General features: G+C 56.6%; 21 protein-coding genes. 5 read left to right on the top strand and 16 right to left on the bottom strand.

Going from position 1 to position 21,912, the window contains the following annotated elements:
• Positions 1 to 26 precede the first annotated feature (26 nt).
• From I9187_RS00525 to I9187_RS00505, 5 genes are all read right to left on the bottom strand, one after another.
• Positions 27 to 1,859 (bottom strand): ABC transporter ATP-binding protein, encoded by a 1,833-nt coding sequence (locus I9187_RS00525; protein WP_171178617.1) that lies wholly within the window; start codon positions 1,857 to 1,859, stop codon positions 27 to 29.
• Positions 1,856 to 3,694, bottom strand: coding sequence for an ABC transporter ATP-binding protein (locus I9187_RS00520; RefSeq protein WP_171178620.1), 1,839 nt, complete (start codon positions 3,692 to 3,694; stop codon positions 1,856 to 1,858). The genes I9187_RS00525 and I9187_RS00520 overlap by 4 nt, the downstream gene beginning before the upstream one ends.
• Positions 3,695 to 3,885: 191 nt before the next feature.
• Positions 3,886 to 5,040: a CCA tRNA nucleotidyltransferase gene (locus tag I9187_RS00515; RefSeq protein ID WP_171178622.1), complete on the bottom strand. Its 1,155-nt coding sequence runs from the start codon at positions 5,038 to 5,040 to the stop codon at positions 3,886 to 3,888.
• A complete protein-coding gene (locus I9187_RS00510; protein ID WP_171178864.1) occupies positions 5,037 to 5,633 on the bottom strand; it encodes a CoA pyrophosphatase in 597 nt (198 codons plus the stop codon). The genes I9187_RS00515 and I9187_RS00510 overlap by 4 nt, the downstream gene beginning before the upstream one ends.
• Positions 5,626 to 6,612 (bottom strand): Hsp33 family molecular chaperone HslO, encoded by a 987-nt coding sequence (locus I9187_RS00505; protein WP_171105761.1) that lies wholly within the window; start codon positions 6,610 to 6,612, stop codon positions 5,626 to 5,628. The genes I9187_RS00510 and I9187_RS00505 overlap by 8 nt, the downstream gene beginning before the upstream one ends.
• Before the next feature lie 76 nt (positions 6,613 to 6,688).
• Here I9187_RS00505 and I9187_RS00500 point away from each other — a divergent pair, with 76 nt between their 5' ends.
• Complete coding sequence (locus I9187_RS00500) at positions 6,689 to 7,135, top strand: NUDIX hydrolase (RefSeq protein WP_171178626.1); 447 nt, start codon at positions 6,689 to 6,691, stop codon at positions 7,133 to 7,135.
• Here the strand turns inward: I9187_RS00500 and I9187_RS00495 are convergent.
• Positions 7,132 to 8,406, bottom strand: coding sequence for a SpoIIE family protein phosphatase (locus tag I9187_RS00495; protein ID WP_171237896.1), 1,275 nt, complete (start codon positions 8,404 to 8,406; stop codon positions 7,132 to 7,134). The genes I9187_RS00500 and I9187_RS00495 overlap by 4 nt on opposite strands.
• Positions 8,407 to 8,569: 163 nt before the next feature.
• Here I9187_RS00495 and I9187_RS00490 point away from each other — a divergent pair, with 163 nt between their 5' ends.
• The gene (locus tag I9187_RS00490; protein WP_171178630.1) at positions 8,570 to 8,899 is read left to right on the top strand and encodes an Hpt domain-containing protein; all 330 of its coding nucleotides are present in this window, start codon (positions 8,570 to 8,572) and stop codon (positions 8,897 to 8,899) included.
• On the opposite strand, the gene ilvA is transcribed toward I9187_RS00490, so the two are convergent.
• On the bottom strand, positions 8,896 to 10,122 hold the full coding sequence (ilvA, locus tag I9187_RS00485; RefSeq protein WP_171178632.1) for a threonine ammonia-lyase IlvA: 1,227 nt from the start codon (positions 10,120 to 10,122) through the stop codon (positions 8,896 to 8,898). The two genes, I9187_RS00490 and ilvA, sit on opposite strands and share 4 nt — an antisense overlap.
• A 57-nt stretch (positions 10,123 to 10,179) precedes the next feature.
• Positions 10,180 to 10,839 carry a hypothetical protein gene (locus tag I9187_RS00480; RefSeq protein WP_348540057.1) on the bottom strand — a complete coding sequence of 220 codons (660 nt, stop codon included), beginning with the start codon at positions 10,837 to 10,839 and terminating at the stop codon, positions 10,180 to 10,182.
• 249 nt (positions 10,840 to 11,088) lie between these two features.
• Between I9187_RS00480 and I9187_RS00475 the strand changes: the two genes are divergently transcribed.
• The 3 genes from I9187_RS00475 (at position 11,089) to I9187_RS00465 (ending at position 13,113) form a co-directional block, all read left to right on the top strand.
• Complete coding sequence (locus I9187_RS00475; RefSeq protein ID WP_171178636.1) at positions 11,089 to 12,315, top strand: argininosuccinate synthase; 1,227 nt, start codon at positions 11,089 to 11,091, stop codon at positions 12,313 to 12,315.
• A 32-nt stretch (positions 12,316 to 12,347) separates the two neighbouring features.
• Positions 12,348 to 12,752 carry a DUF1810 domain-containing protein gene (locus I9187_RS00470; protein ID WP_171178866.1) on the top strand — a complete coding sequence of 135 codons (405 nt, stop codon included), beginning with the start codon at positions 12,348 to 12,350 and terminating at the stop codon, positions 12,750 to 12,752.
• Between the two features lie 79 nt (positions 12,753 to 12,831).
• On the top strand, positions 12,832 to 13,113 hold the full coding sequence (locus I9187_RS00465) for an SCP2 sterol-binding domain-containing protein (RefSeq protein ID WP_171178639.1): 282 nt from the start codon (positions 12,832 to 12,834) through the stop codon (positions 13,111 to 13,113).
• A 2-nt stretch (positions 13,114 to 13,115) separates the two neighbouring features.
• Here I9187_RS00465 and I9187_RS00460 read toward each other — a convergent pair whose 3' ends face one another.
• The 8 genes from I9187_RS00460 to I9187_RS00425 form a co-directional block, all read right to left on the bottom strand.
• Positions 13,116 to 14,042: a 3-hydroxyacyl-CoA dehydrogenase NAD-binding domain-containing protein gene (locus tag I9187_RS00460; RefSeq protein WP_171178641.1), complete on the bottom strand. Its 927-nt coding sequence runs from the start codon at positions 14,040 to 14,042 to the stop codon at positions 13,116 to 13,118.
• The gene (locus I9187_RS00455; protein WP_171178644.1) at positions 14,042 to 14,782 is read right to left on the bottom strand and encodes an SDR family oxidoreductase; all 741 of its coding nucleotides are present in this window, start codon (positions 14,780 to 14,782) and stop codon (positions 14,042 to 14,044) included. The genes I9187_RS00460 and I9187_RS00455 overlap by 1 nt, the downstream gene beginning before the upstream one ends.
• Positions 14,782 to 16,200 carry a gamma-aminobutyraldehyde dehydrogenase gene (locus I9187_RS00450; protein ID WP_171178646.1) on the bottom strand — a complete coding sequence of 473 codons (1,419 nt, stop codon included), beginning with the start codon at positions 16,198 to 16,200 and terminating at the stop codon, positions 14,782 to 14,784. The genes I9187_RS00455 and I9187_RS00450 overlap by 1 nt, the downstream gene beginning before the upstream one ends.
• Positions 16,201 to 16,212: 12 nt before the next feature.
• Positions 16,213 to 17,142: a 3-keto-5-aminohexanoate cleavage protein gene (locus I9187_RS00445; RefSeq protein ID WP_171178648.1), complete on the bottom strand. Its 930-nt coding sequence runs from the start codon at positions 17,140 to 17,142 to the stop codon at positions 16,213 to 16,215.
• Entirely contained in the window at positions 17,139 to 17,933 is a 795-nt protein-coding gene (locus tag I9187_RS00440; protein WP_209509327.1) for an SDR family oxidoreductase, read from the bottom strand. Before I9187_RS00440 ends, I9187_RS00445 begins: the two co-directional genes overlap by 4 nt.
• Complete coding sequence (betC, locus tag I9187_RS00435; RefSeq protein WP_171237895.1) at positions 17,930 to 19,465, bottom strand: choline-sulfatase; 1,536 nt, start codon at positions 19,463 to 19,465, stop codon at positions 17,930 to 17,932. The genes I9187_RS00440 and betC overlap by 4 nt, the downstream gene beginning before the upstream one ends.
• A complete protein-coding gene (locus tag I9187_RS00430) occupies positions 19,462 to 20,601 on the bottom strand; it encodes a ring-hydroxylating oxygenase subunit alpha (protein WP_171178662.1) in 1,140 nt (379 codons plus the stop codon). Before I9187_RS00430 ends, betC begins: the two co-directional genes overlap by 4 nt.
• A gap of 140 nt (positions 20,602 to 20,741) precedes the next feature.
• The gene (locus I9187_RS00425; protein ID WP_171178664.1) at positions 20,742 to 21,758 is read right to left on the bottom strand and encodes a GlxA family transcriptional regulator; all 1,017 of its coding nucleotides are present in this window, start codon (positions 21,756 to 21,758) and stop codon (positions 20,742 to 20,744) included.
• Between the last annotated feature and the right edge of the window lie 154 nt (positions 21,759 to 21,912).

Below are 21,912 nucleotides of genomic sequence, written 5' to 3'. Positions count from 1 at the left end.
GCCGGGCTTTCAAGTCAACAAAACCCTTATTCAGCAGCTTCCGCCTGAATAAAGCCGCCAGATTGACGATGCCAGAACCGCGCATACAGACTGCCCTGATCCAGCAGCGTCTCATGTGTTCCGCTTTCGACAATCCGCCCCTGGTCCAGGACAACGATCCGATCCATCTCGCTGAGGGTGGACAGCCGGTGTGCAATGGCCAGAACGGTCTTACCCTCCATTACCCGATGCAGCGCGGTCTGAATCGAGGCTTCGACCTCGGAATCAAGTGCCGAGGTTGCTTCGTCCAGAACCAAAATCGGCGCGTCCTTCAGAATGGCACGGGCCAAAGCGATCCGCTGACGCTGTCCGCCGCTGAGTTTTACACCCCTTTCGCCCAGATGAGCGTCATAGCCTTGGCGACCGTTAGCATCCTCAAGGCTGAGGATGAATTCATGCGCCTCGGCCTTTTTCGCAGCGGTTATCATCTCATCCTCGGACGCATCCGGGCGACCGTACAGGATGTTTTCGCGCGCCGAACGGTTGAACATTGCTGTTTCTTGTGTGACCATACCGATCTGGCGGCGCAGGCTGTCTTGTGTCACCTGCGACACGTCTTGCCCGTCAATACGAATAGCGCCACTTTCCCTGTCATAGAGTCGAAGCAGCAAGGACACGAGCGTCGACTTACCCGCGCCCGAGGCGCCGACGATACCCAGCTTTTCGCCGGGTTTTATAGTCAGGGTCAGATCTGTAACACCGCCTATGTCCCGACCATAAGCAAAGCTGGCATTTTCGAATGAGATTGATCCGTCGTGCACAACCAGGTCTTTTGCGTCCCCCGCATCCTCGACCCGGTCACGCTTGGCCAGCGTTTTCATCCCGTTTTCGATTTCACCCACATTGGCGTAGAGGCCCATTAGAGTGAAACTGACCCAACCCGTCATTTGCGCAATCCGGATTGAGACGGCACCTGCTGCCACTATATCCCCTGCGGTCGCAATGCCGATTTGCCACAACCAAAGCGTCGCACCCAGCAGCAGAACCGGCAAAACACCAGCCAACGTCATCAGGATAAATCGAAAACTGGCCGAAAGCTTACCGAAATCCAGCGACCGTTCGCGCAGTTCCACCATCGAGTCGCGCGCAGCCCGATCTTCAAAAGCGGAATGTGCAAACAACTTAACCGTCTTGATGTTGGTGATCGTGTCAACGACCTGCCCCGAAACCATCGCCCGCGCCCCGGCCCGCGCGGCAGAGCGTTGACGGATGCGCGGCAAATACCAGCGCACAAGCAGGAAGTAGACCACGAGCCAAGCGGCAAAAGGCAGCATCGCAAGCGGGTGAATAGACCCTAACAAAAGCAAAGACCCCACAAGAGACGCCAGGGCAAATACAATGGCGCTGATCGTTTCTGACACGACCGAAGCCATCGCGTTCGACGTTTGCATCTGCTTCTGTGCGATGCGTCCAGCGAAATCATCGTCGAAATACGTCACCGACTGGCCCAGCGTCCAACGGTTCAACTTGGCCAACACCAAGGGTGTGATGTTGGGCATGACGATGTAATTGTTCGAAACCGAAGACAGGCCAAACAGGATCGGACGCACCAGCATAAAGAAAGCGATCGAGCCGAAGATCATCCACATGTTTTGCACGGTCAGAAAATTTTCCGGACCGCTAGACGTTGCCACGTCGATCACACGGCCCAAAATCCAAGCCGTGCCCGCCTCCATCGCGCCGGCTGTGGCCGAAAAGAACGCTGCAACAAACAACATCGGCCAAGCACCGGACAGGCTCCAGCGAATGAACGCTCCCAACGTCTGCGGCGGGGGCGTTTCGATGTTTTTGAACGGTTGGATGAGGTCAGCGACCCTCATTCCGCGGCCTCCGGATTCATGAAGCCGCCAGATTGCCGCGCCCAGAACTGCGCGTAAAGACCACGCTGCGTCAACAGGTCGGAATGGGCGCCTTCTTCGACGATGCGGCCATCATCCATGACCAGAATACGGTCCATCTGCGCGATCGTGCTGAGCCTGTGCGCAATGGCGATCACGGTTTTGCCTTGCATCATGCCGTATAGGGTTTCCTGAATTGACGCTTCAACCTCGGAATCTAGGGCGGATGTCGCCTCATCCAACAACAATATCGGCGCATCTTTAAGGATTACCCGTGCCAGCGTCACACGCTGCCGCTGCCCGCCGGACAGCTTTACACCACGCTCGCCCACATGCGCGTCGTACCCCGTGCGTCCTTGCGGGTCTTGCAGGTCAAGGATGAACTCATGCGCTTCGGCCTGCTTGGCGGCGGCGATCATCTGATCCTCGGTCGCATCAGGGCGGCCATAAAGGATATTGTCCCGCACCGACCGGTGCAGCAAAGCGCTGTCCTGCTGAACCATGCCGATATGACTGCGCAGGCTGTCCTGCGTGACATCTGCGATGTTCTGCCCGTCAATCAGGATCGCGCCCCGCTCGACATCATAAAACCGTAATAGAAGCTTAACTAGGGTCGATTTTCCAGCACCGGACCGACCGATCAAACCGATCTTTTCGCCGGGTTGGATGGTTAGGTTGATGTGGTCCAAACCACCGGCTTCGCGACCGTAGTGGTGCGACAGGTCGCGGATATGGATCTCACCCTTGTTCAGTCGCAAGGGTTTCGCAGCGGGCGCATCCAACAGATCAATGGGTTGGGCAATCGTCTCCATCCCCTCGGCCACGATACCAAGCTGGCGGAAAAAGCTGGTCAGCGCCCACATGATCCATCCGGTCATGGCGTTCAGACGAAGAGTCAGTGCGGTGGCAGCCGCAACGACACCAACCGAGGCGGTGCCTTGCATCCACAACGCAATTGCCCAACCAACAACGCCCACAATCAGCATGCCGTTCAAGGTGACCAGAACCGCATCCATGATCGTAAAAATCCGCATCTCAATCTGGAAAGTTCGGCGGGTTTCTTCGATCGCCTCGCGGGCATAGTCCAACTCTTGCGGACCATGGGCGAACATCTTGACGGAATGGATGTTGGTATAGCTGTCCACAACCCGGCCGGTGACAGTCGAGCGCGCATCTGAGGCCGCTTTTGACGCCGGACCGACACGCTGCACCGTCCAGCGCACCAGCATCGCATAAAACGCAAACCAGATTAGCAAGGGGATCAACAAACGCGGATCCGCTGCGTACAGCAAGATCGCCGCACCGATCAGATAGGCTAGCGAGAAGGAAATCGCATCAAAGACCTGAAAGACCACCTCGCCTGCGGCAGGTGGCGTTTGCATGATCCGGTTCGCAATCCGCCCGGCAAAATCGTTTTCGAACCAGCCAACCGATTGGCGCAGCACATGTTTGTGCGCGCGCCAGCGGATCAGCGTGCCAAAGTTAGGCAGGATCGTGTTGTTCAACAGAAGTACGTCGATCAGATGCAGTAACGGACGAAGCAGCAGAACAAACGCCGCCATCAATAACAGCTCTGTCCCGTGGTTCTGCCAGACTTCTGCAGGAGATCCGCCCAGCAGGTCGACAACGCGGCCCATATAATAGATCAACCCGATTTCGACCCCTGCGACGACGATAGAAATCAGTGCGGCCCAGACAAACACCCGGACGAAAGGCCGCGAATAATCCAACATGAACGGCCACAACTTGGTTGGTGGCGCGTCGGTCTCTTTGTAGGCGACAAAAGGGTTAACGAGATTTTCGAAATAGCGAAACATGGAGAGTGCTCCGATTGAGCAAAAATGTAGACGTGCGAAGAAGAATGGCGCCTGAACACCACCCTTTACGGGGCAAGTGTTCTGGCTTTAGCCGAACCAGATCCCGTAATACATTCGCAGTCCTCCATCCATGTGACAGTCGCACGTAACCACAAACGTGTTGGTTTGTCATCCCCTTTTGAGACTTAGCGCTAACTTGCCAGCAACTCCTCGCGCGACAACGCAAAGCCGGACGCGATCCAGCGGTTTTCAAGCTCGGCCAGTTTCTGGCCCAGCGCTGGTCCTGTGAAAGTGGGGATCAGATCCTTGGCTTGAATTGGAAAACGGGCAGCCGCCCCTTTATGCAAGTCATGCCTCAAGGCTTCGGACCAGGGTTGTTCCAGAAAAGCGCAACGCAGAAGAGTCTCGTGCAAACCGCCTTCGTCACCGTAGCGGTAACCCAGCTCGGCCACGCTGGTGGTGGCTTGTGCCTCGTTACGCATACGGGTCAGACGTTGCAATTGCGAACGGCTCAATCGCAATGTCGCTGCGTCTTCAGGCGTGGCGATGGCTGCCAGCCGTCGCACCGGATCGGGATCAGCACCCGCCGCCTGTTCGAGCGCAACAAGAGGCGCAAGGGATCGGTCGTTTGCGCCCGGCAACAGCTGCGCCAAGACACCCGTGCTGCGCATTGTTGCAATTGCAGGGGCCGGATCGGGCGCTGCCAGTAGTTTCAGCAGTTCCGCCCCGACCCGTTCGCGCGACAGTGATTTCAACCCGTCAAGATTGGCACCAATTGCGGAAAGTGCATCTGGGTCGAACCCAGCCTGTGGATCACCATACCAAGCGTGAAACCGGAAATATCGAAGCGAGCGCAAATAATCTTCGCGTATACGATTCTCGGCCGTTCCAATGAACCGCACCCGTCGCGCCTCAAGATCGGGCAACCCTTCAAGCGGATCCAACACAGTGCCATCTGGCTGCGCATAGATTGCGTTCATGGTGAAATCGCGCCGGGCCGCGTCTTCCTCGACATGATCGGAAAACGCAACAACAGCGCGCCGCCCGTCGGTTTCAACATCTCGACGGAAGGTCGTGATCTCGTGCGGGATACCGGCGCTGACGACCGTGATCGTACCGTGGTCAATACCCGTTGGAATAGCCTTGAGCCCCGCGGCCTGCGCCATCTCAACCACCTGCTGTGGTCGCGCGTCGGTAGCGATATCGATATCCGAGACAGGTGCGCCCAAAAGCGCGTTGCGCACACAGCCACCCACAAAAAGTGCCTGCGCACCAGATGCAGTCAGAGCGGCGCATACCTGTTGGGTCGCTGGTTCACTGACCCAAGGCTCGTTTATCTGCATCATTCATTCACCCGTGCTGCAAGCCCGCGCAATATGCGAGCCGTCGCACCCCAGATATAATAGGGGCCGAACGGAACTGTGTAATATCTGCGTTTCTGACCGCGCCAGCGACGCGACTCAACCAGATAATTCTCGGGATCTAGAAGATGGGCAAGAGGCGTCGAGAAAACCTCATCCACCTCGCCGGGTTCGGGCACAGGTTTGAATGTGTCACGTACCACTGCAACCACAGGGGTGACGTTGAAAGAGGTGACGGTTTCATGCGCCGGCAGAAACCCCAGAACCTCGGGCTGGTCAACGGGCAACCCAATCTCTTCCTGCGCCTCGCGCAGGGCTGCCGCGGTTACGTCGGCGTCACTTTCATCCTGCTTACCGCCCGGAAATGCGATCTGACCGGGGTGATGCTTCAGGGCTGAGGACCGTTTAGTCAAAAGCACCCGAGGCGTTTCATAAGCCAAAGATATGGCCACCAGAACACCGGCAGGACGCAGCCGCCGCCTGGGTGGCAAAACTGTGTCAGGGTTCAGGTCAAAATCGCTGGACCCGTGACCGGGGCGGCGCAAGGCCGCCCGGATCTGTTCAACCGGATCATGCACCTTTGCTGTCTTCAGCTTCAAAGCCCACAGTTGCCGGATCCAGCACGTAATGCGCACCACAGAATTGGCAATCAGCCGTGACCAGACCTTCCGGCGTTGTCATCTTTTCGATGTCCTTCGCCGAATAGATCGACAAGCTCTGGCGCACCCGGTCCTCGGAACAGGTGCAGCCAAATTGAACCGATTGCGCGTCATAAACACGCGGCTGTTCCTCGTGGAACAGACGAACCAATAGATCGGTCGGAGCAACCGAAGGGCCGATCATTTCCAGATCCTCGACAGTATCCAGCAGGATATTGACGCGACCCCAGTTCTCACCCTCTTCGCCGTCCACCAAGTCGCTTGCTGTCAGGATCTCGCCAGTACCTTCACCAGATGCTGCAAAGGGCGAGGCTTTCGGCATGTGCTGCAACATGATGCCGCCGGCGCGCCAATGCTCGCCCACACCAGGCTCGGTCGATTTACCAAAGCTCAACGAGAACCGCGTCGGCAACTGTTCGGATTGCGCGAAATACGCCTCGGCACATGCGCTCAGCGATCCGCCCGCCAGCGGCGTGATACCCTGATACGGTTGCGTGCCTTCGCCCTGGTCGATCATGATGGCAAAATACCCCTCGCCCACCTGATCAAAAGGTGCCGCGTCGGTCAGCCGGTCGCGGTCAAAGCTGGCATATGCACGGATTTGGGCGGCTTGGCCCTCTTCCTGCGGCGCGTAATAGTCGGTTGCGATCATGCGCACCGCCCCTTTGGACTGCACCTGCAACGACAGCTTCCAGCGCAACGCAACGGTCTGGCCGATCAACGCGGTCAGCAAGGCCATTTCAGCCACCAGCGCTTCGACTTGCGGCGGATAGTCGTGCTGCTTCAGGATGCCATCCAGCACGCCATCCAGACGGGCCACGCGGCCACGCATGTCGGATGCATCAAGTTGAAAGGGCAGGACGGTGTCGTCCCACGCGATTTTTGTTCCAAGAGACATGGGGTTTCCTTACACGCCACAGGTTGGCATACCGGCACCATATAGGTCGTACAGATTGGGTTTTAAGGGGCCATACATGATCAGACGGTTTGGTGAAACCCCTCAGGCAGGGCAGAAATACACACTGCGACCGGGAGTGTACGTGCTTTTGCCTCGTGGACGATCATTGTTGGTGACATGGTATGACGACGGCTTCAACCCAGAGCTGCAACTGCCGGGCGGAGGCATTGATCCAGGCGAATCGCCAATCACGGCCCTGCATCGCGAGGTCTACGAAGAAACCGGCTGGCTGGTTGCCAACCCACGTCGCGTCGGCGCCTTTCGCCGCTACGCGTATATGCCCGAATACGATCTGTGGGCGGAAAAGGTCTGCATGATCTATCGCGCGCGTCCTGTCCGCCGCATCGGACCGCCAGCCGAGGCGTTTCACGAAGCACGATGGATAGATGCATCAGATGCGATTGAAAAGCTTGGCAATGACGGCGATCGGCATTTTGCCAAGCTGCACCTTTGGTCGCTTTAAGGGCCGTTATATTCGAAGAACACGGCCGAGACGTCATCCCCTATCCCCTCGTTGGGCGACATCACCTGCGTCAGTCGCCAGAACATGTCATCCAGAAACTCGGATCCGCCATGTTCCGTAACGCAATGTTGTGCCATCTCCTGCAAACCGTTTTCGTCCAACAGACCGCCATCGGCCAGGGGACATTCGGTAAACCCGTCGGAATACAGCAACAGCTTGTCCCCGGGCTGCAATTTTGTCTCGATCTGTTGAAAGCCTGCGTCCTCGATCAGTCCGACAGGCAAACCGCCGTCGCCCAAAAACTCACTACCGCCATCCTTCCGCAACAAAAGAGGGTGCGGGTGCCCGGCCTGCACCATCTTCATTAGACCGTTGCGCAGGTCGACGATGGCATAAACCATCGTGAAATATTCTTCGATCCCCGTATCCGCCATCAGCCTTGAATTGAGCGTTTTGGCGACATCCTCGGGCGGTAAAAGTGCGTAGAATTTGTTAAATCGCTGTTCCATTGCGACGTTCTGATCAAAGTGCTTACTGGACAGATAGCTGCCCAACCGGGCCGTCATCATGGCCGATGTGATCCCGTGGCCGGACACATCAATGCTGTAGAACCCCAACCGATTCACGCCGGGCGAGAACATGCCAACAAGATCGCCGCCAATATGGCCGCACGGTTTCAGCAACAGGCTGACCCGCGAGTTGCCAAAGTCGCGCATTAGTTCAGGCACCAGCGATTCCTGAATCTTACGCGCCTGCATCAAATCCTTGTCGATCGCGTCATGCGCCAGCTTCAGCTCTTCCAGCGCGGATTCAATCAGCCTGTTTTTCTGCGAAAGCTCGCGCTGCATATCTAAAATACGCGCTCCGGCAGAGATACGCGCGCGCAGTTCATCCGCCTCCAAAGGTTTGATGAGGAAATCATCAGCCCCGGCATCCAGACCTCGGGCGACTTCTTGCTTTTCGCTCTTGGACGTCAGCAGAATGAAATAGCTGTATTGGTCCGAATTCAGCGCGCGGAACGCGCAGCAGAACTCCAGACCACTCATCCCCGGCATAACCCAGTCGCTAAGAACAAGATCGGGCGGGTCTGTCTGGCAAAGCTCCAACGCGGCCTCGCCGGTATCGGCCTCGACCACATCAAACCCCCATTTCCTGAGAGAGGCCACCAGGATGCGCCGCTGCAAACGGCTGTCATCCACAACCAGCACCTTGCGGATCGCGCCGAAGTCCAGATCTGATCTGGTGTCCTCAAGACTCGCCCTTGGTACCATTTACACTCAGCTCTTACAAAATTGACCGGTCAAAGAGACCCTAGCGTCTGCGGGCTTAACATCCGGTGAAGACCCGACTCACGTTCAAATGGTGCCCTTAACCTGGTTTTTACCAGCCGTGGTTTAACCAGAACCTTGAAGGTTAAATGGCAGGTATCTCACAATGATCCACTGGGACAGAGTCAGGCAATTGCGGGACGAAGTTGGCCCAGATGAATTTGACGAGGTGGTCGAGATTTTTCTGGAAGAGGTGCAAGAGGTTATCGCGCGTCTGCATCACGATACCAACCGAATCGAATTGGAACAGAACCTGCATTTCCTGAAAGGCAGCGCTCTCAGCCTTGGGTTCGATCAATTCTCGAAACTCTGCCAGGATGGCGAACGGCAGGCCGCGGCAGGTCAAGGCGTAGAAGTTGATCTGCCGGCCCTGCTGGCGCTTTTTGACAGCTCGAAACTCAAGTTCGAAGCAGAGTTGCAACAGAATCTCTGCTAGATCACAAACTGCGCCAGGGTCTCGTCCTCGGTGATGTCTGTATAGGTGAACCCGGCCTCATCCAGATGCGCAAACAGGCGCATGAAGTTTTCAGGTTTGCGGGTTTCAATCCCGATCAGGACCGAGCCGAAATTGCGCGCTGATTTTTTCATGTATTCAAAGCGGGCGATGTCGTCTTCGGGGCCAAGAATACCAAGGAACTCTTTCAGCGCACCCGGGCGCTGCGGCAGGCGCAGGATAAAGTACTTTTTCACCCCCGAGTAACGCTGCGCGCGTTCTTTGACCTCGGGCAAACGTTCGAAATCGAAATTACCACCGGACGTCACGCAGACTACGGTCTTGCCGCGCACAAAGCTTTGGACGTCACCCACCGCCTCAATCGCCAAAGCCCCAGCCGGTTCAAGCACGATGCCTTCGACATTCAACATTTCAATCATAGTGGCGCAGATACGGTCTTCGGACAGGACCAGCACATCCGACAGGTGGCGCGATTTCAGCAAATCGAACGGTTTCTCACCAATTCGTCCGACCGCCGCGCCATCGACGAAGGTATCCACATGATCCAGCACAACGGGATGCCCTGCCGCCAATGCAGCACGCAGACATGCGCCCCCAGCGGGCTCGACAAACAAGCAATGACTGCGATCCCCGAACCACGTCGCCACGCCCGAGGACATGCCGCCACCGCCCACCGGCAACACGACATGATCTGGCACCCCGCCCAGTTGCTCTTCGATCTCAACCGCCAATGAGGCCTGACCTTCGATCACATCCGCGTCGTCGAACGGTGACAGGAAATGCCCGCCCTGCTGCGTGCACCACGCTTGGGCAGCTGCCAGCGTGTCATCGAAATAGTCTCCGGTCAGGTGAATCTCGATATTTTCGCCGCCAAAGATACGAGTCTTTTGGATTTTCTGCTGTGGCGTCGTGACCGGCATGAAGATCACGCCCTTGACCCCCAGATGCTTGCACATGAAGGCCACACCCTGTGCGTGATTGCCCGCGCTGGCACAGACAAATAGGTCCTGCCCCTGCTGCTTGCGCATCGCGTTGAACGCGCCGCGAATCTTATACGACCGCACCGGGCTCAGGTCTTCACGTTTGAGCCAAATGTCCGCGCCATAACGGTCGGACAGATGGGCATTCCGCTGCAAAGGCGTTGCAGGAAACACAGAGCGCATCGCTTGTTCTGCGGCGCGGGCGCGGGTCATGAAATCAGTCATGTCCGCCTCACTGCCGTATCACCGCGAAAAGGGCAAGGAATACATATGTGTACGGGCTCAGGACAGCTGGCGCTTTTCGAAAAAGACACCGTACATGGTGGTAAAGATGCTGACATTGATCATCGGAAGGATGAGCGTGCCGAAAAACACGGTCAGCAACACTCCAACAACCGGAATAATCGCCAGAGCGGTGAAAATCAATTGCACCAGAACCTGGAACAGGAACGCAACAACCAGCAACACCAAAATAGAAGGGCCGACGCCAGTTGTGTTGCTCCAAGCGTCTTTTAGTGAGATCGGGCTTCCAATTGCAGCCGCCGGAAGAATTATGGAAAGGCGGAAGAAGCAAATGACCAGAAAAACCGTGTAGGAAATCAAAATAATAAGGGAAAGCCACGCAAGGCTTTCGCCCAGAACCGCAACAACCAAGCTCATGGGGATAAATGCGATTGCCATTAGAATTCCCAGCATGAGAAAACGACCGAAGTAGGCTAGAATCCTGTCGAAACGGAATGTTGGAAGCACTCCCGTAGGATACTCTTCTAAAAGGATGAAGCGGTGCCATGACACGGCAATCCAGAACATGGTGCCCAACAACACTACCAGCAGGACGAACATAAAGATCAAGATTGACCCGGCAGTCGTGCCCGGAGGTAATTCGCCAGCATTTTCGTCAAGCGCCTCAAGCGGAATACCAAGGGCCAGAAACAAAGCCACAATTGCGATAGTCGCTATCACCGCAGGCCCAACCGTGATTTGCAGGACCTGTTTCAGGTTACCAAACACCATCCGCACTGAATGAACGAAAATTTGCCATCCCAACATCCGAAAACTGCCCCTTCAACCAAACATTGTTTTAATTGCGTATGTTTCACCCCAATTCCCGCTCTGCGTCAATCCACACAGCTTGCCCCCGAGTTCAAAACCCGTTAGGGGCCAATCGTTCTACGCATAAAGGGAAGTCAGATGTCCGCGCCCAAGAAAGTTGTTCTGGCCTATTCCGGTGGCCTTGATACCTCGATCATTCTGAAATGGCTGCAGACCGAGTATGGTTGTGAGGTCGTGACCTTCACCGCCGATCTGGGTCAGGGTGAGGAGTTGGAGCCCGCCCGCCAAAAGGCTGAACTGCTGGGGATCAAGCCCGAGAACATCTATATCGAGGACATCCGCGAAGAGTTCGTGCGCGACTTTGTCTTCCCGATGTTCCGCGCCAATGCGGTCTATGAAGGGCTGTATCTATTGGGCACGTCGATCGCGCGCCCTCTGATCTCGAAACGCCTGGTTGAGATCGCCGAGGCCACCGGTGCCGATGCTGTTGCGCACGGCGCGACCGGCAAGGGCAACGATCAGGTTCGCTTTGAACTGGCAGCTTACGCCCTGAATCCCGAGATCAAGGTGATTGCGCCCTGGCGTGAATGGGACCTGACCAGCCGCACCAAACTGCTGGAGTTTGCGGAACAGAACCAGATCCCGATTGCCAAGGACAAGCGCGGCGAGGCTCCGTTCTCGGTCGATGCGAACCTGCTGCACACCTCGTCCGAGGGCAAGGTTCTGGAAGACCCTGCCGACATGGCGCCTGACTACGTCTATCAGCGCACCGTCCATCCCGAGGATGCGCCAAACGAGCCCGAGTTCATCGAGATCGGCTTTGAAAAAGGTGACGCGGTCAGCATCAATGGCGAAGCGATGAGCCCGGCCACCATCCTCACCAAGCTGAACGAATATGGCGGAAAGCACGGCATTGGCCGTCTGGATCTGGTCGAAGGCCGCTTCGTGGGCATGAAGTCGCGCGGCATCTATGAAACACCCGGCGGCACCATCCTGCTGGAAGCGCATCGCGGGATCGAATCCATCACCATGGACCGCGGCGCGATGCACCTGAAAGACCAGCTGATGCCGCAATATGCCGAGCTGATCTATAATGGCTTCTGGTATTCGCCCGAGCGTGAGATGCTGCAAGCCGCCATCGACAAATCGCAAGAGCATGTCACCGGCACCGTTCGTGTGAAACTGTACAAGGGTCTGGCCTCGACCGTAGGCCGCTGGTCGGATCACTCGCTGTACTCCGAGGCGCACGTGACCTTTGAGGAAGACGCTGGTGCATACGATCAGACAGACGCAGCCGGTTTCATCCAGCTGAACGCACTACGCCTGAAACTTCTGGCCGCACGCGACAAGCGTTTGTCCAAGTGATCGACGAAGACGATAACGACGACGAACTCGATATGTTCATCGAGGCGCAGGACACGGTTTGGGCCGATGTCCTGCGTGAATTGGAACAGGGGCAGAAAACCAGCCACTGGATGTGGTTTGTGTTTCCGCAACTGGCCGAGCTGGGCCAATCTCATATGGCGCAGCTTTACGGCATAGAAGATCTGGACGAGGCAACGAGCTATCTGAACCACCCTGAACTGCGCCGTCGGCTGACGGAAGCAGCGTCGCTGATGCTGTCGCACAAAGGGCGAGATGCGGCTGACATTCTGGGTGGGGTTGATGCAAAGAAGCTTCGATCTTCGATGACGCTGTTTTCTTCTGTCGCGGATGCTCCGGTCGAATTTCAGGCTGTTCTCGACGCCTTTTACGATGGTCAGGCCTGCGATCGCACAACGCAGATGCTTGGTGCGTCATAAAGCCAAGCTCCCGTTGGGTCAGCCTTGCCTGCGCGCCGTCTGACCCTTTACGCATTCGGAAACTGCGAAAGGAACCCGGATGCTTGAAGACATCGCTGATGGAATTCAAAAGGGCCTGAACGGCAAAACCTTTGATGGCTCGTTGAAATTCGACTGTGGCGCAGACGGGGTGATTGTTCTGGCCGACAATCAGGCCACGACGCAGGATCAGGACACGGATTGCACCATCCGTATCTCACAAGACAACCTGACCAAGCTGCTGACAGGGAAACTGAACCCGATGACGGGTGTCGCTATGGGCAAGCTCAAGATTTCGGGCAATATGGGCGTCGCGATGAAGCTGGGTCAGCTGCTCGGCTAAACTCAGCGCAATTCTGCAATGGATTTCTGCATTGCCAGAATCAACGCGTCCCGTTGCTCGGACAGCTCGGCTTGGGTTTTCCCTGCGGCCTCAGCCATCACACCTTCTGTAAGCTGCTGGGCGACATCATCAGTCAAATAGACCTGACCCAAATCATCCCACCATCCATTGAACGTATCGGTGAAATGGTCGCAAAAGGCTTTCAACCCACCCTTGCCAGCGCCGAGGTTGAATAACATGGTCGGCCCCATCGCCGCCCACCTTACACCCGGTCCTGCCCAGACGGCTTTGTCCACATCTTCGACCGACGCAACACCCGACACCACAAGATGAATGGCTTCACGCCACAAAGCAGCTTGCAACCGGTTTGCTACATGGCCGGGCACCTCTTTGTTGACCCGGATCGTGGTCTTACCCACGCTTTCATAAAACGCCTGTGCCGCATCAACCACACCATCGGAAGTTTTCTCATTCCCCATCACCTCAACCAGCGGGATTAGGTGCGGTGGGTTGAAGGGATGCCCCAAAACAAAATGCGACGGGTCAGACCATCCAGGCTGCATTTGGCCAAGTGTTAGACCCGATGCAGAGCTGGCGACGATTGCGCCCTTGGACAAAGCAGGCTCAATCTCGGCAAAGGTTGCATGTTTTATCTGCAAACGCTCAGGCACATTTTCCTGAACAAATCCCGCATCAGCCACTGCGGCAGCAGCGCTGGAATGAAACGTGATGGCGTCCGGGTTTCCATTCTCCGTCAAGCCCAGCGCACCAAGGGTCGACCATGCATTCTCTACATACTGGCATACTTTCCTTTCGACGTTCGGGTCAGGATCAAAGAGGGCAACAGAACGCCCGGATGCCAGAAAAAGAGCTGCCCAACTAGCGCCAATGACGCCTCCGCCCAAGCAGGCCGTGTGCTGTATTTCCATCAGAACAATCCCGGGTTCAAAGGTGAAGCTGCTGTCATACCACCATCCACGGTGAAAAGCTGACCTGTGGCAAAGCTTGCCTCATCCGAAGCCAGCCAGACCGCCATGCTCGCAATATCCTCGGGTTTCCCAAAACGACCTGCAGCATGGCGGGCAATCGCATCCTTGTGCGCGGCATCAGGGTCATTGGCCAACTCGAACGCGGCGTCCAGCATTCCTGTTTCAATCCATCCGGGGCAAATCGCGTTGCAGCGGATCTTTGGCCCGTGATCGACCGCAATAGAACGGGTCAAGCCATGCACAAATGCCTTGGACGCGTTGTAAAGCGCCATGGACGGATCAGCGGTATTCCCGGAAATAGAGCCTATATTAATGATCGCAGCGCCCTCATCCATCCGAGGTATGTAAGCCCGGCACATATTGAAGACGCCCTTGCAATTGGTGCCAATCACAGCTTCCCAATCCGCGTCCGAACTGTCTGGAACAGTCTTTTCGACCTGCACACCAGCATTATTCACCAGAATGTCGATGCCGCCTGCGGCCTCGGCCAACGCTTCGACAGCGTCCGTGTCCGTGACATCCAGCGGACACCAGATGATGTCGTCAGCCAACCCATCAGGCCGCGCCCCGCGTCCACATGTCGTCACTGTCGCGCCTTCACGGCGAAAGGCTTCGACTATTCCTCGGCCAATGCCTTGCCGCCCACCTGTCACAAGCGCTCTTTTCCCAGCCAACCGCATCAGTGTGCCACCATCACATGGCGCACGGACGTGTAGGCATCCAGCGCATAAACCGACATGTCACAACCCGTGCCTGATCCTTTCATCGCAGCCCAGGGCATTTCCGCCGCTGGCATTCCGTGCGTATTCACCCAGGTCATGCCGTACCGCAGCCGCGCCGCCATTTTCATCGCGGTCGAGACATCCTTGGTCCAGACAGACGACGCCAACCCGTACCGCCCCGCGTTTGCAATCCGAAGGGCTTCGTCCGCCTCGGTAAATCGCGACAGAGTCACGACCGGGCCGAACACCTCGCTGCACGCGATCTCAGCGTTATTATCCACATTTGCGACGACGGTCGGCTGATAGAAGAACCCTTCCCCCTCACCAACCTTGCCACCTACGGCGATTTCAGCGCTGCTGCGGGCGCGATCGACAAATCCGGCGACCCGGTCGCGTTGGGCGGCTGATACGATGGGCCCCATTTCTGTACCATCGGCCTTTGGCGCACCGATCCTGATCTGAGCAACCTGATCAGCGACGGCAGCAACCACTTTGTCGTATACATCATCCTGCACCATCACCCGACAGGGCTGAGCACAATCCTGACCTGCGTTGAAGAACGAACCGTATCGGATCGTCTCGGCCACGGCGTCGATATCAGCATCATTGAACACGATGACCGGTGCCTTGCCCCCCAGTTCCAGATGCACATGGCGGATCTGGTTGGATGCAGCGCGCATCGCGGCCATTCCGGTCGCAGGTGAGCCGGTGATGGAAATCCCCTCAATCCGTGGGTCATTGATCAGGCTGTCACCAACCGACATGCCCCGACCATGGACCACGTTCAACACACCTTTGGGCAATACATCTGCCAGCAACTCTGCCAGCCGCAGAGTGGCCAGCGGCGTGATTTCGGACGGTTTCATTACAATGGTGCAGCCCGCCGCCAGAGGCGCAGCGATCTTCCATGCCGCCATCATAAGCGGATAGTTCCACGGTGCGATGGACGCCACGGGGCCAATCGGATCCTTTCGGATCATCGACGTGTGGCCCGCAGCGTATTCTCCGGCCACTGACCCGCTTATCGTGCGTGAGGCACCGGCCATGAAGCGGAAAGTGTCGATGGTCAGAGGCATCTCTTCATCGCGGGCCATCGGCCACGGCTTGCCGACGTCCAGTGTCTCTAACTCGGACAATTCATCTGTATTTTCTTCCATTACATCCGCAATCGTATGCAGATATCCCGACCGCTCGGCGGGCGTGACAAGCCGATAGGTGTCAAAGGCTTCATGGGCAGCACGTGTTGCGGCTTCGATCTGCTCGGGCGTTGCCTCGGGCACATGGGCTACTGTCTCGCCGGTGGATGGATCCAGAACGGGCAGAGCATCGCCCTGACCCTCAACCATCTCTCCGTTAATAAGCATCTTCGTCTGCATATCTTTCCCCCGTCAAAAAGCGGTCTGGTCGTTGCCCTTAAGGCCCAAACGTTGGCGGGCCTCGTCCGGTGTAGCGACCGTCAGGCCAAGATTTTCGATGATTGAGCGAATCTTGCGGACCTGATCAGCGTTGGACTTCGCCTTTTCGCCGGGCCCGATGTAAAGGCTGTCTTCCAGCCCAACCCGCACATTGCCACCAAGAATCGCGGCCTGTGTCGTGAAGGCCATCTGGTGGCGACCTGCGGCCAGCACCGACCATTCATAGCTATTTCCAAACAACTTTTCGGCAATTGTGTGCATGTGCATCAAGTTATCGGGGTCGGCACCAACACCGCCCAGAATCCCAAAAACCATCTGGATGAAAAATGGCGGCTTTACCCAACCCTGATCCACCACCCAAGCCAGGTTGTAGAGATGTCCCAAATCGTAGCATTCGAATTCGAATTTCGTGCCGTGACCTTCGCCCAATTCCTTCATCGCATATTCGATATCAGCAAACGTGTTGCGGAAAATGAAGTCGCGGGTCATGTCCAGAAACTCGGGTTCCCAGTCATGTTTCCAGCCTGAATATTTCTGCATCATAGGGAAGATGCCGAAGTTCATCGAGCCCATGTTCATGCTGGCCATTTCGGGGCTGGCCCGTAATGCCGCACGCAGGCGTTCTTCGCGGGTCATGCCCAACCCGCCACCGGTTGAGACATTCATCACAGCACCGGTTGCTTGTTTGATGCGGGGCAGGAACTGCATGAAAAGGTCAGGGTCCGGATCTGGTCGACCGTTTTCCGGATTGCGGGCATGAAGATGGATGATCGCAGCCCCGGCCTCGACGGCACCAATACTGGCCTCGGTGATTTCGTTTGGCGTGATGGGCAAGTGTTCTGACATGGTCGGCGTATGAATCCCGCCAGTCGGAGCACATGTAATGATGACCGGTTTGCTCATAGCTTCATCTGCTGGACTTGTGCGCTCAGCCCTCCGTCCAGAACCCAAAGTTGACCGCTGGCATATCGAGCCTCGTCCGAAGCCAGCCAATTCACCAGATTCGCGATGTCGTCGGGCGTGCCATATGTGCGCATCGGGTGCACATCGCGCACGGCCTGCTGCAACTGGTCGATGGTCTTGCCGCCACCGCCCGAGCCATCGCCGGTGAAAAAGCTCTGCAACATGGGTGTGTCGACATAGCCGGGGCATATGGCATTCACACGAATACCTTCCGGTCCATGATCACACGCCATTGCACGCGTCAGTGCATGAACAGCACCTTTGGTCGCGCAATAGGCGGCAAGGCCGGGGTCCGCAATGAACCCATCGTAACTCCCGAAATTGATGATCGAGGCTGACGTTCCCGACGTGGCCCCTTTGCGCAACAGTGGCAACGCGTGTTTTGAGGTCAAAAACGTGCCGTTGACATTCACAGCGAAGGACTGGTTCCATTCCTCCAACGTGGTCTGTTCGATAGTTTTCTCGATCTCAATACCAGCGGCGTTGACCAGAATGTCCAATTGGCCAGCTTCCGCACCAACCTGTTCCATCGCGGCAATCGCATCAGCTTCTTGCGTGACGTCCAGTTTCACAAAGATGCTGCCGTCGTCATCATGGGCTGACAAGGATCCTTCGGGCTTCAGATCAGCCGCATAAACCAGTGCGCCTTCGCGCAGAAAACGCGCCACGATCGCGCGCCCGATCCCGCCGCGCCCACCGGTTACAAGCGCTGTTTTGCCGTCCAGCATCATTCTTTGGTCTCCTTCAATGGCGGATAGCGATAGCGAGTCGCTGCAACCGTCCAATCCATGTGATTGCGTACATATTCCTGCGTGGCGTCTCGTGGCGGGGTGTAGTCCCAGGCCTCTCCGGCACCCGCCTCCATCGCGGCGTGCAAGGCGCGCCGGGACTTTTGCGTTGCAATGACGTCCGCACGCAGGCTTTCGCTGTTCCAACGTCGCGCCACGTCTTCAGCAAACTTTGCGGAATGTTCAGCGTAAGCCGGGTCATCGACCACATTCACCTTTTCCAACGGATCCTTGGACAGGTCGTAAAGCTGAGGTGGGTCCGGGTCGCAGTGAATATACTTCAACGGCCCGCGTCGGATCATGAATACCGGATAAGGCGTCATCTCGGCGCAATATTCGCCGATGGCTTCATCCACAGGGTCAGCTTCTCCGCGCGCAAGCGGCATCAAGGATCGGCCATCAATCGGCTCCCCGAAGATCGCGTCAGAACCGCTGGCGATGTCCACAAATGTCGGCAACAGGTCGAGCAGGGAACAGGCGTTGGCAGCACAGCCTTTGGCAACACCGGGACCCGCCATGATCAGCGGCACACGGGCCGAGTGTTCAAAGAAATTCATCTTGTACCACAACCCACGCTCACCCAGCATATCGCCGTGGTCTGCGGTGACGATGACGATGGTATTGTCTAACGCGCCGATGTCTTTCAAAGCTTTGACCATCGCGCCGACCTTGCTGTCAAAGTAACTGACATTGGCCAGATAAGCGCGACGCGCGCGGCGGATTTCTTCCTCGTTCAGAGGGACATAGCTTGCCTCGATCCCATCCATCACGCGACGTGAGAACGGGTCTTGCTCTTCGGGCGTCAGTGTAAATTCCGGCATCGGGACGTCTGCGTCGGAATACAGGTTCCACCACTCGGGCTTGGCGACATAGGGGTCATGCGGATGGATAAAGCTGGCCACCATACAGAACGGAGCATTGTCCCCAGCCGCCCGATCGCGGCCCCTGTCGATCAACCAGCGACGCGCGGCAAATTCGACCTCGTCGTCATAATCCGTCTGGAAGGTGGCGACCGCCTCACCGCTTTCCTTGACGGTTTGCATGTTGTGATACCACTTGTCGATCCGCTCGTCCGGGGCTTCCCAGTCCGGGGTCCAGGCAAAATCGGCGGGGTAAATGTCGGTTGTCACACGGTCCTGAAACCCGTGTTTCTGGTCTGGCCCAACGAAATGCATCTTGCCCGACAGGCAGGTCCGGTAGCCCAGCGCCTTGAGGTAATGCGCAAAGGTCGGGACCGAGGCACGAAACTCGCTGGCGTTGTCATATGCCGCGATGCGACTGATCAGCTGCCCGGCCATGAACGCAAATCGCGACGGCGCGCAAAGGGGTGAGTTGCAATAGGCCGCGTCAAATCGCATCCCGCGTGCGGCAAGCGCGTCGATGTTTGGGGTCTTGACCGTTGGATGGCCGTAAGCGCCGCAAAAATGCGGCGCCAGTTGATCGGCCATGATCACAACGATGTTCGGCCGTGTCACGGTGCAGCCTTTGCATATGCGTCCAGAACTAGCCCATGGAAATGATGCACCGCATGTTCCGATTTGCCCGAGCCATTGGGATCATGCACGATCCGGCCTTGCGTAAAGGCCGGGGTGCTCATACCGCGCTGTACGCTTTCGACAATGTCGATGTCTTCGCGTTGCAGAACCTCATCAAGATAGCGGATGGCTTCCAGTTCGGCTTCGTCTGGTTCCGGGGTTTCAAGGAAGAAATCATAGGTTTCGAGCGTGCGGTCAGGACCAATCGGGATAATATTCAGCACGATCATCGAAGACCGCCCCGGATAGCGCATCAAACATGTCGTGGGCCACAACCACCAAACTGCATGGGTTCGTACTGTGGCATTGGACACGTCATAAGCAGTGTTAGCACCCTTACCCGCCTCGGCCATATGGCTGGAGTAGATGCCGTATGTGGTCACCTTGTAGGTGTCCATATCGACCAAATCACAGAAATCCTTGTGCGCTGTCGGGCAGTGGTAGCATTCAAGGAAGTTGTCGACGACGTTCTTCCAGTTCGACTTGATGTCATAGGTCAGGCGGTGACCAAATGACAGCTGCTCGATATCCGGTGCCCAATGGCGGATTTCGGTTTCCAGATTCCCGGAAACTTCGCTCAAAGGCTGTGCATTAGAGTCTAAGTTGACGTATATGAACCCCGCAAACTCTTCGACCTGTACTTGGTCCAGGCAGATATCCGATGTTTTGAAATTAGCCAGGTTCTCGGTCTCGGGCGCGCGCACCAACTGGCCGTCCAGTTTATAGACCCAAGCGTGATACGGGCACATGATACGCGTGGTTTCGCCCTCGCCCGACAACAGATGATGTGCGCGGTGTTTGCAGACATTATAGAACGCACGCAATGTGCCCTCGCGGTCGCGCACGACAGCAATCGGACGTCCGGCGATTTCGACGGTTGTGTATGACCCTGGAACGCGCAGCTTTTCAACGTGGCACACCCATTGCCAGGTCTTGGCTAGCACTTCGTTTTGATCGACCTGATACCAGGACGGATCGACATAGGCTTCGGCTTTCAGGGAACTGGTATTGAAGGGATCGGTGCTAAAACCATCGGAAATCCGCTCGAACTGGGTTTTGGACGGCAGCTGGCTCATGGGTGGCTCCACAGCTCAGGGACAGGCTTTGCCCCAATGATTGACGTGTGGCGCGTATGATCCTCTGAGTCTTGGTTCGTCTCTTAACTTTTTTCGCCTTATTGTTTTCCGTTTTAGCCAACTTGATGATCCCGATTGCGTCAGTCTTTGGGCTTGCGATGCATCGGCCAAGCGCGGAACTCGAATGGAACTCTGCCCTCGACCCTGTCGCGCGTGGGGGGCAGGCCAAATCTTTCTTTATAAGCCCGGCTGAAATGCACCGGGCTGGAAAAGCCCGACGCCAGAGCGACCTCTGCAATGGGAAGCTCAGTCTGCGTGACCAGGCCACGTGCCCGATCCAAGCGAATGTCACGATAGTAAAGCGCGGGCGTTTTCTTGATGTAGGTCGCGAACAGCCGATCCAGTTGGCGATGAGAGATTCCCGCGCGTTTGCAAATCTGGGGAACGGGAATCGGCTCCTCAAGATTGGCCTCCATCACCTGAATCGCCGTTTTAAGCTTGGCGGGCACTGTCGTTCCCAAAGGCTCGGTTCCTTGGGGTTGCTGTTGTTCCGTGGGGCCACGCAAACGATCGTGAAAAACGTATCTGGCCGCTGCATTGGCAAGGGCGCTGCCATGTATCCCCTGAAGAATCTGCAGGCCAAAGTCAGTTGCTGCAGAGCCACCGCAACAGGTAAGCCGATTGCCGTCCATAACATAAAGATTCTCAACGACCTCGACTTCCGGATAAAGCTCCTGCAAGGCATCGATATGCTCGTAATGAACGGTGGCGCGCCGTCCGTTCAATAACCCCGCCTGCGCCAAAATAAAAGCGCCGGTATCCAATGCGCCCAAAGTCGCGCCGCTGCGCGCAAATTTACGCAAAGCTGTTCCCAGTTTGGATGTCAGGTGCCGTTCTGGTGTCCAACTGGAAGAGACAATGGCAATATCAGCCTCGGTGAACGAAAGCGCGTCAAGCGGTTGAGTTTCAATGCCAGCGCCGTTGCTGGACACACAGAAACCACCTGCTTCTGATACGAAGTCCCATTTAAAATAAGGCTTTCCATCCAGATAGTTGGCTGCACGAAACGGATCTATGAATGCCATGGTTGCCGCCATATTGAAGCTGGGCGCAACTATGACCAGCACGCGCGTCGAAACCTGCATCTCCTGTGTCATCGATCCTGAATCCAACCTTGCATCACCACATCTCAGAAAAGGTCTTTTGACTGCGATACACAAGGTTTCTTAGGGCTGGGCTGAATTTGATAAACTCGCCTCACCAGCGCGTGACATGAGATGTCAGGCAATTGCATGTTGATCCAAGTCGGGT

The organism is Ruegeria sp. HKCCE4148, assembly GCF_017872495.1.
Classification (GTDB): domain Bacteria; phylum Pseudomonadota; class Alphaproteobacteria; order Rhodobacterales; family Rhodobacteraceae; genus Ruegeria.
The sequence above is the reverse complement of the archived record's forward strand: the minus strand, read 5'-3'. Positions and strand labels throughout refer to the sequence as shown.

Excerpts from the sequence above, each read along its gene's own strand:
- I9187_RS00490 (WP_171178630.1), top strand. The coding sequence starts at position 8,570 with ATGATCCACTGGGACAGAGTCAGGCAATTGCGGGACGAAGTTGGCCCA.
- I9187_RS00445 (WP_171178648.1), bottom strand. The coding sequence starts at position 17,142 with ATGAGCAAACCGGTCATCATTACATGTGCTCCGACTGGCGGGATTCAT.
- I9187_RS00525 (WP_171178617.1), bottom strand. The coding sequence starts at position 1,859 with ATGAGGGTCGCTGACCTCATCCAACCGTTCAAAAACATCGAAACGCCC.
- I9187_RS00470 (WP_171178866.1), top strand. The coding sequence starts at position 12,348 with ATGTTCATCGAGGCGCAGGACACGGTTTGGGCCGATGTCCTGCGTGAA.
- I9187_RS00450 (WP_171178646.1), bottom strand. The coding sequence starts at position 16,200 with ATGCAGACGAAGATGCTTATTAACGGAGAGATGGTTGAGGGTCAGGGC.
- I9187_RS00460 (WP_171178641.1), bottom strand. The coding sequence starts at position 14,042 with ATGGAAATACAGCACACGGCCTGCTTGGGCGGAGGCGTCATTGGCGCT.
- I9187_RS00475 (WP_171178636.1), top strand. The coding sequence starts at position 11,089 with ATGTCCGCGCCCAAGAAAGTTGTTCTGGCCTATTCCGGTGGCCTTGAT.
- I9187_RS00440 (WP_209509327.1), bottom strand. The coding sequence starts at position 17,933 with ATGATGCTGGACGGCAAAACAGCGCTTGTAACCGGTGGGCGCGGCGGG.
- I9187_RS00425 (WP_171178664.1), bottom strand. The coding sequence starts at position 21,758 with ATGACACAGGAGATGCAGGTTTCGACGCGCGTGCTGGTCATAGTTGCG.
- I9187_RS00500 (WP_171178626.1), top strand. The coding sequence starts at position 6,689 with ATGATCAGACGGTTTGGTGAAACCCCTCAGGCAGGGCAGAAATACACA.
- ilvA (WP_171178632.1), bottom strand. The coding sequence starts at position 10,122 with ATGACTGATTTCATGACCCGCGCCCGCGCCGCAGAACAAGCGATGCGC.
- I9187_RS00505 (WP_171105761.1), bottom strand. The coding sequence starts at position 6,612 with ATGTCTCTTGGAACAAAAATCGCGTGGGACGACACCGTCCTGCCCTTT.
- I9187_RS00455 (WP_171178644.1), bottom strand. The coding sequence starts at position 14,782 with ATGCGGTTGGCTGGGAAAAGAGCGCTTGTGACAGGTGGGCGGCAAGGC.
- I9187_RS00495 (WP_171237896.1), bottom strand. The coding sequence starts at position 8,406 with ATGGTACCAAGGGCGAGTCTTGAGGACACCAGATCAGATCTGGACTTC.
- I9187_RS00465 (WP_171178639.1), top strand. The coding sequence starts at position 12,832 with ATGCTTGAAGACATCGCTGATGGAATTCAAAAGGGCCTGAACGGCAAA.
- I9187_RS00520 (WP_171178620.1), bottom strand. The coding sequence starts at position 3,694 with ATGTTTCGCTATTTCGAAAATCTCGTTAACCCTTTTGTCGCCTACAAA.
- I9187_RS00515 (WP_171178622.1), bottom strand. The coding sequence starts at position 5,040 with ATGATGCAGATAAACGAGCCTTGGGTCAGTGAACCAGCGACCCAACAG.
- I9187_RS00430 (WP_171178662.1), bottom strand. The coding sequence starts at position 20,601 with ATGAGCCAGCTGCCGTCCAAAACCCAGTTCGAGCGGATTTCCGATGGT.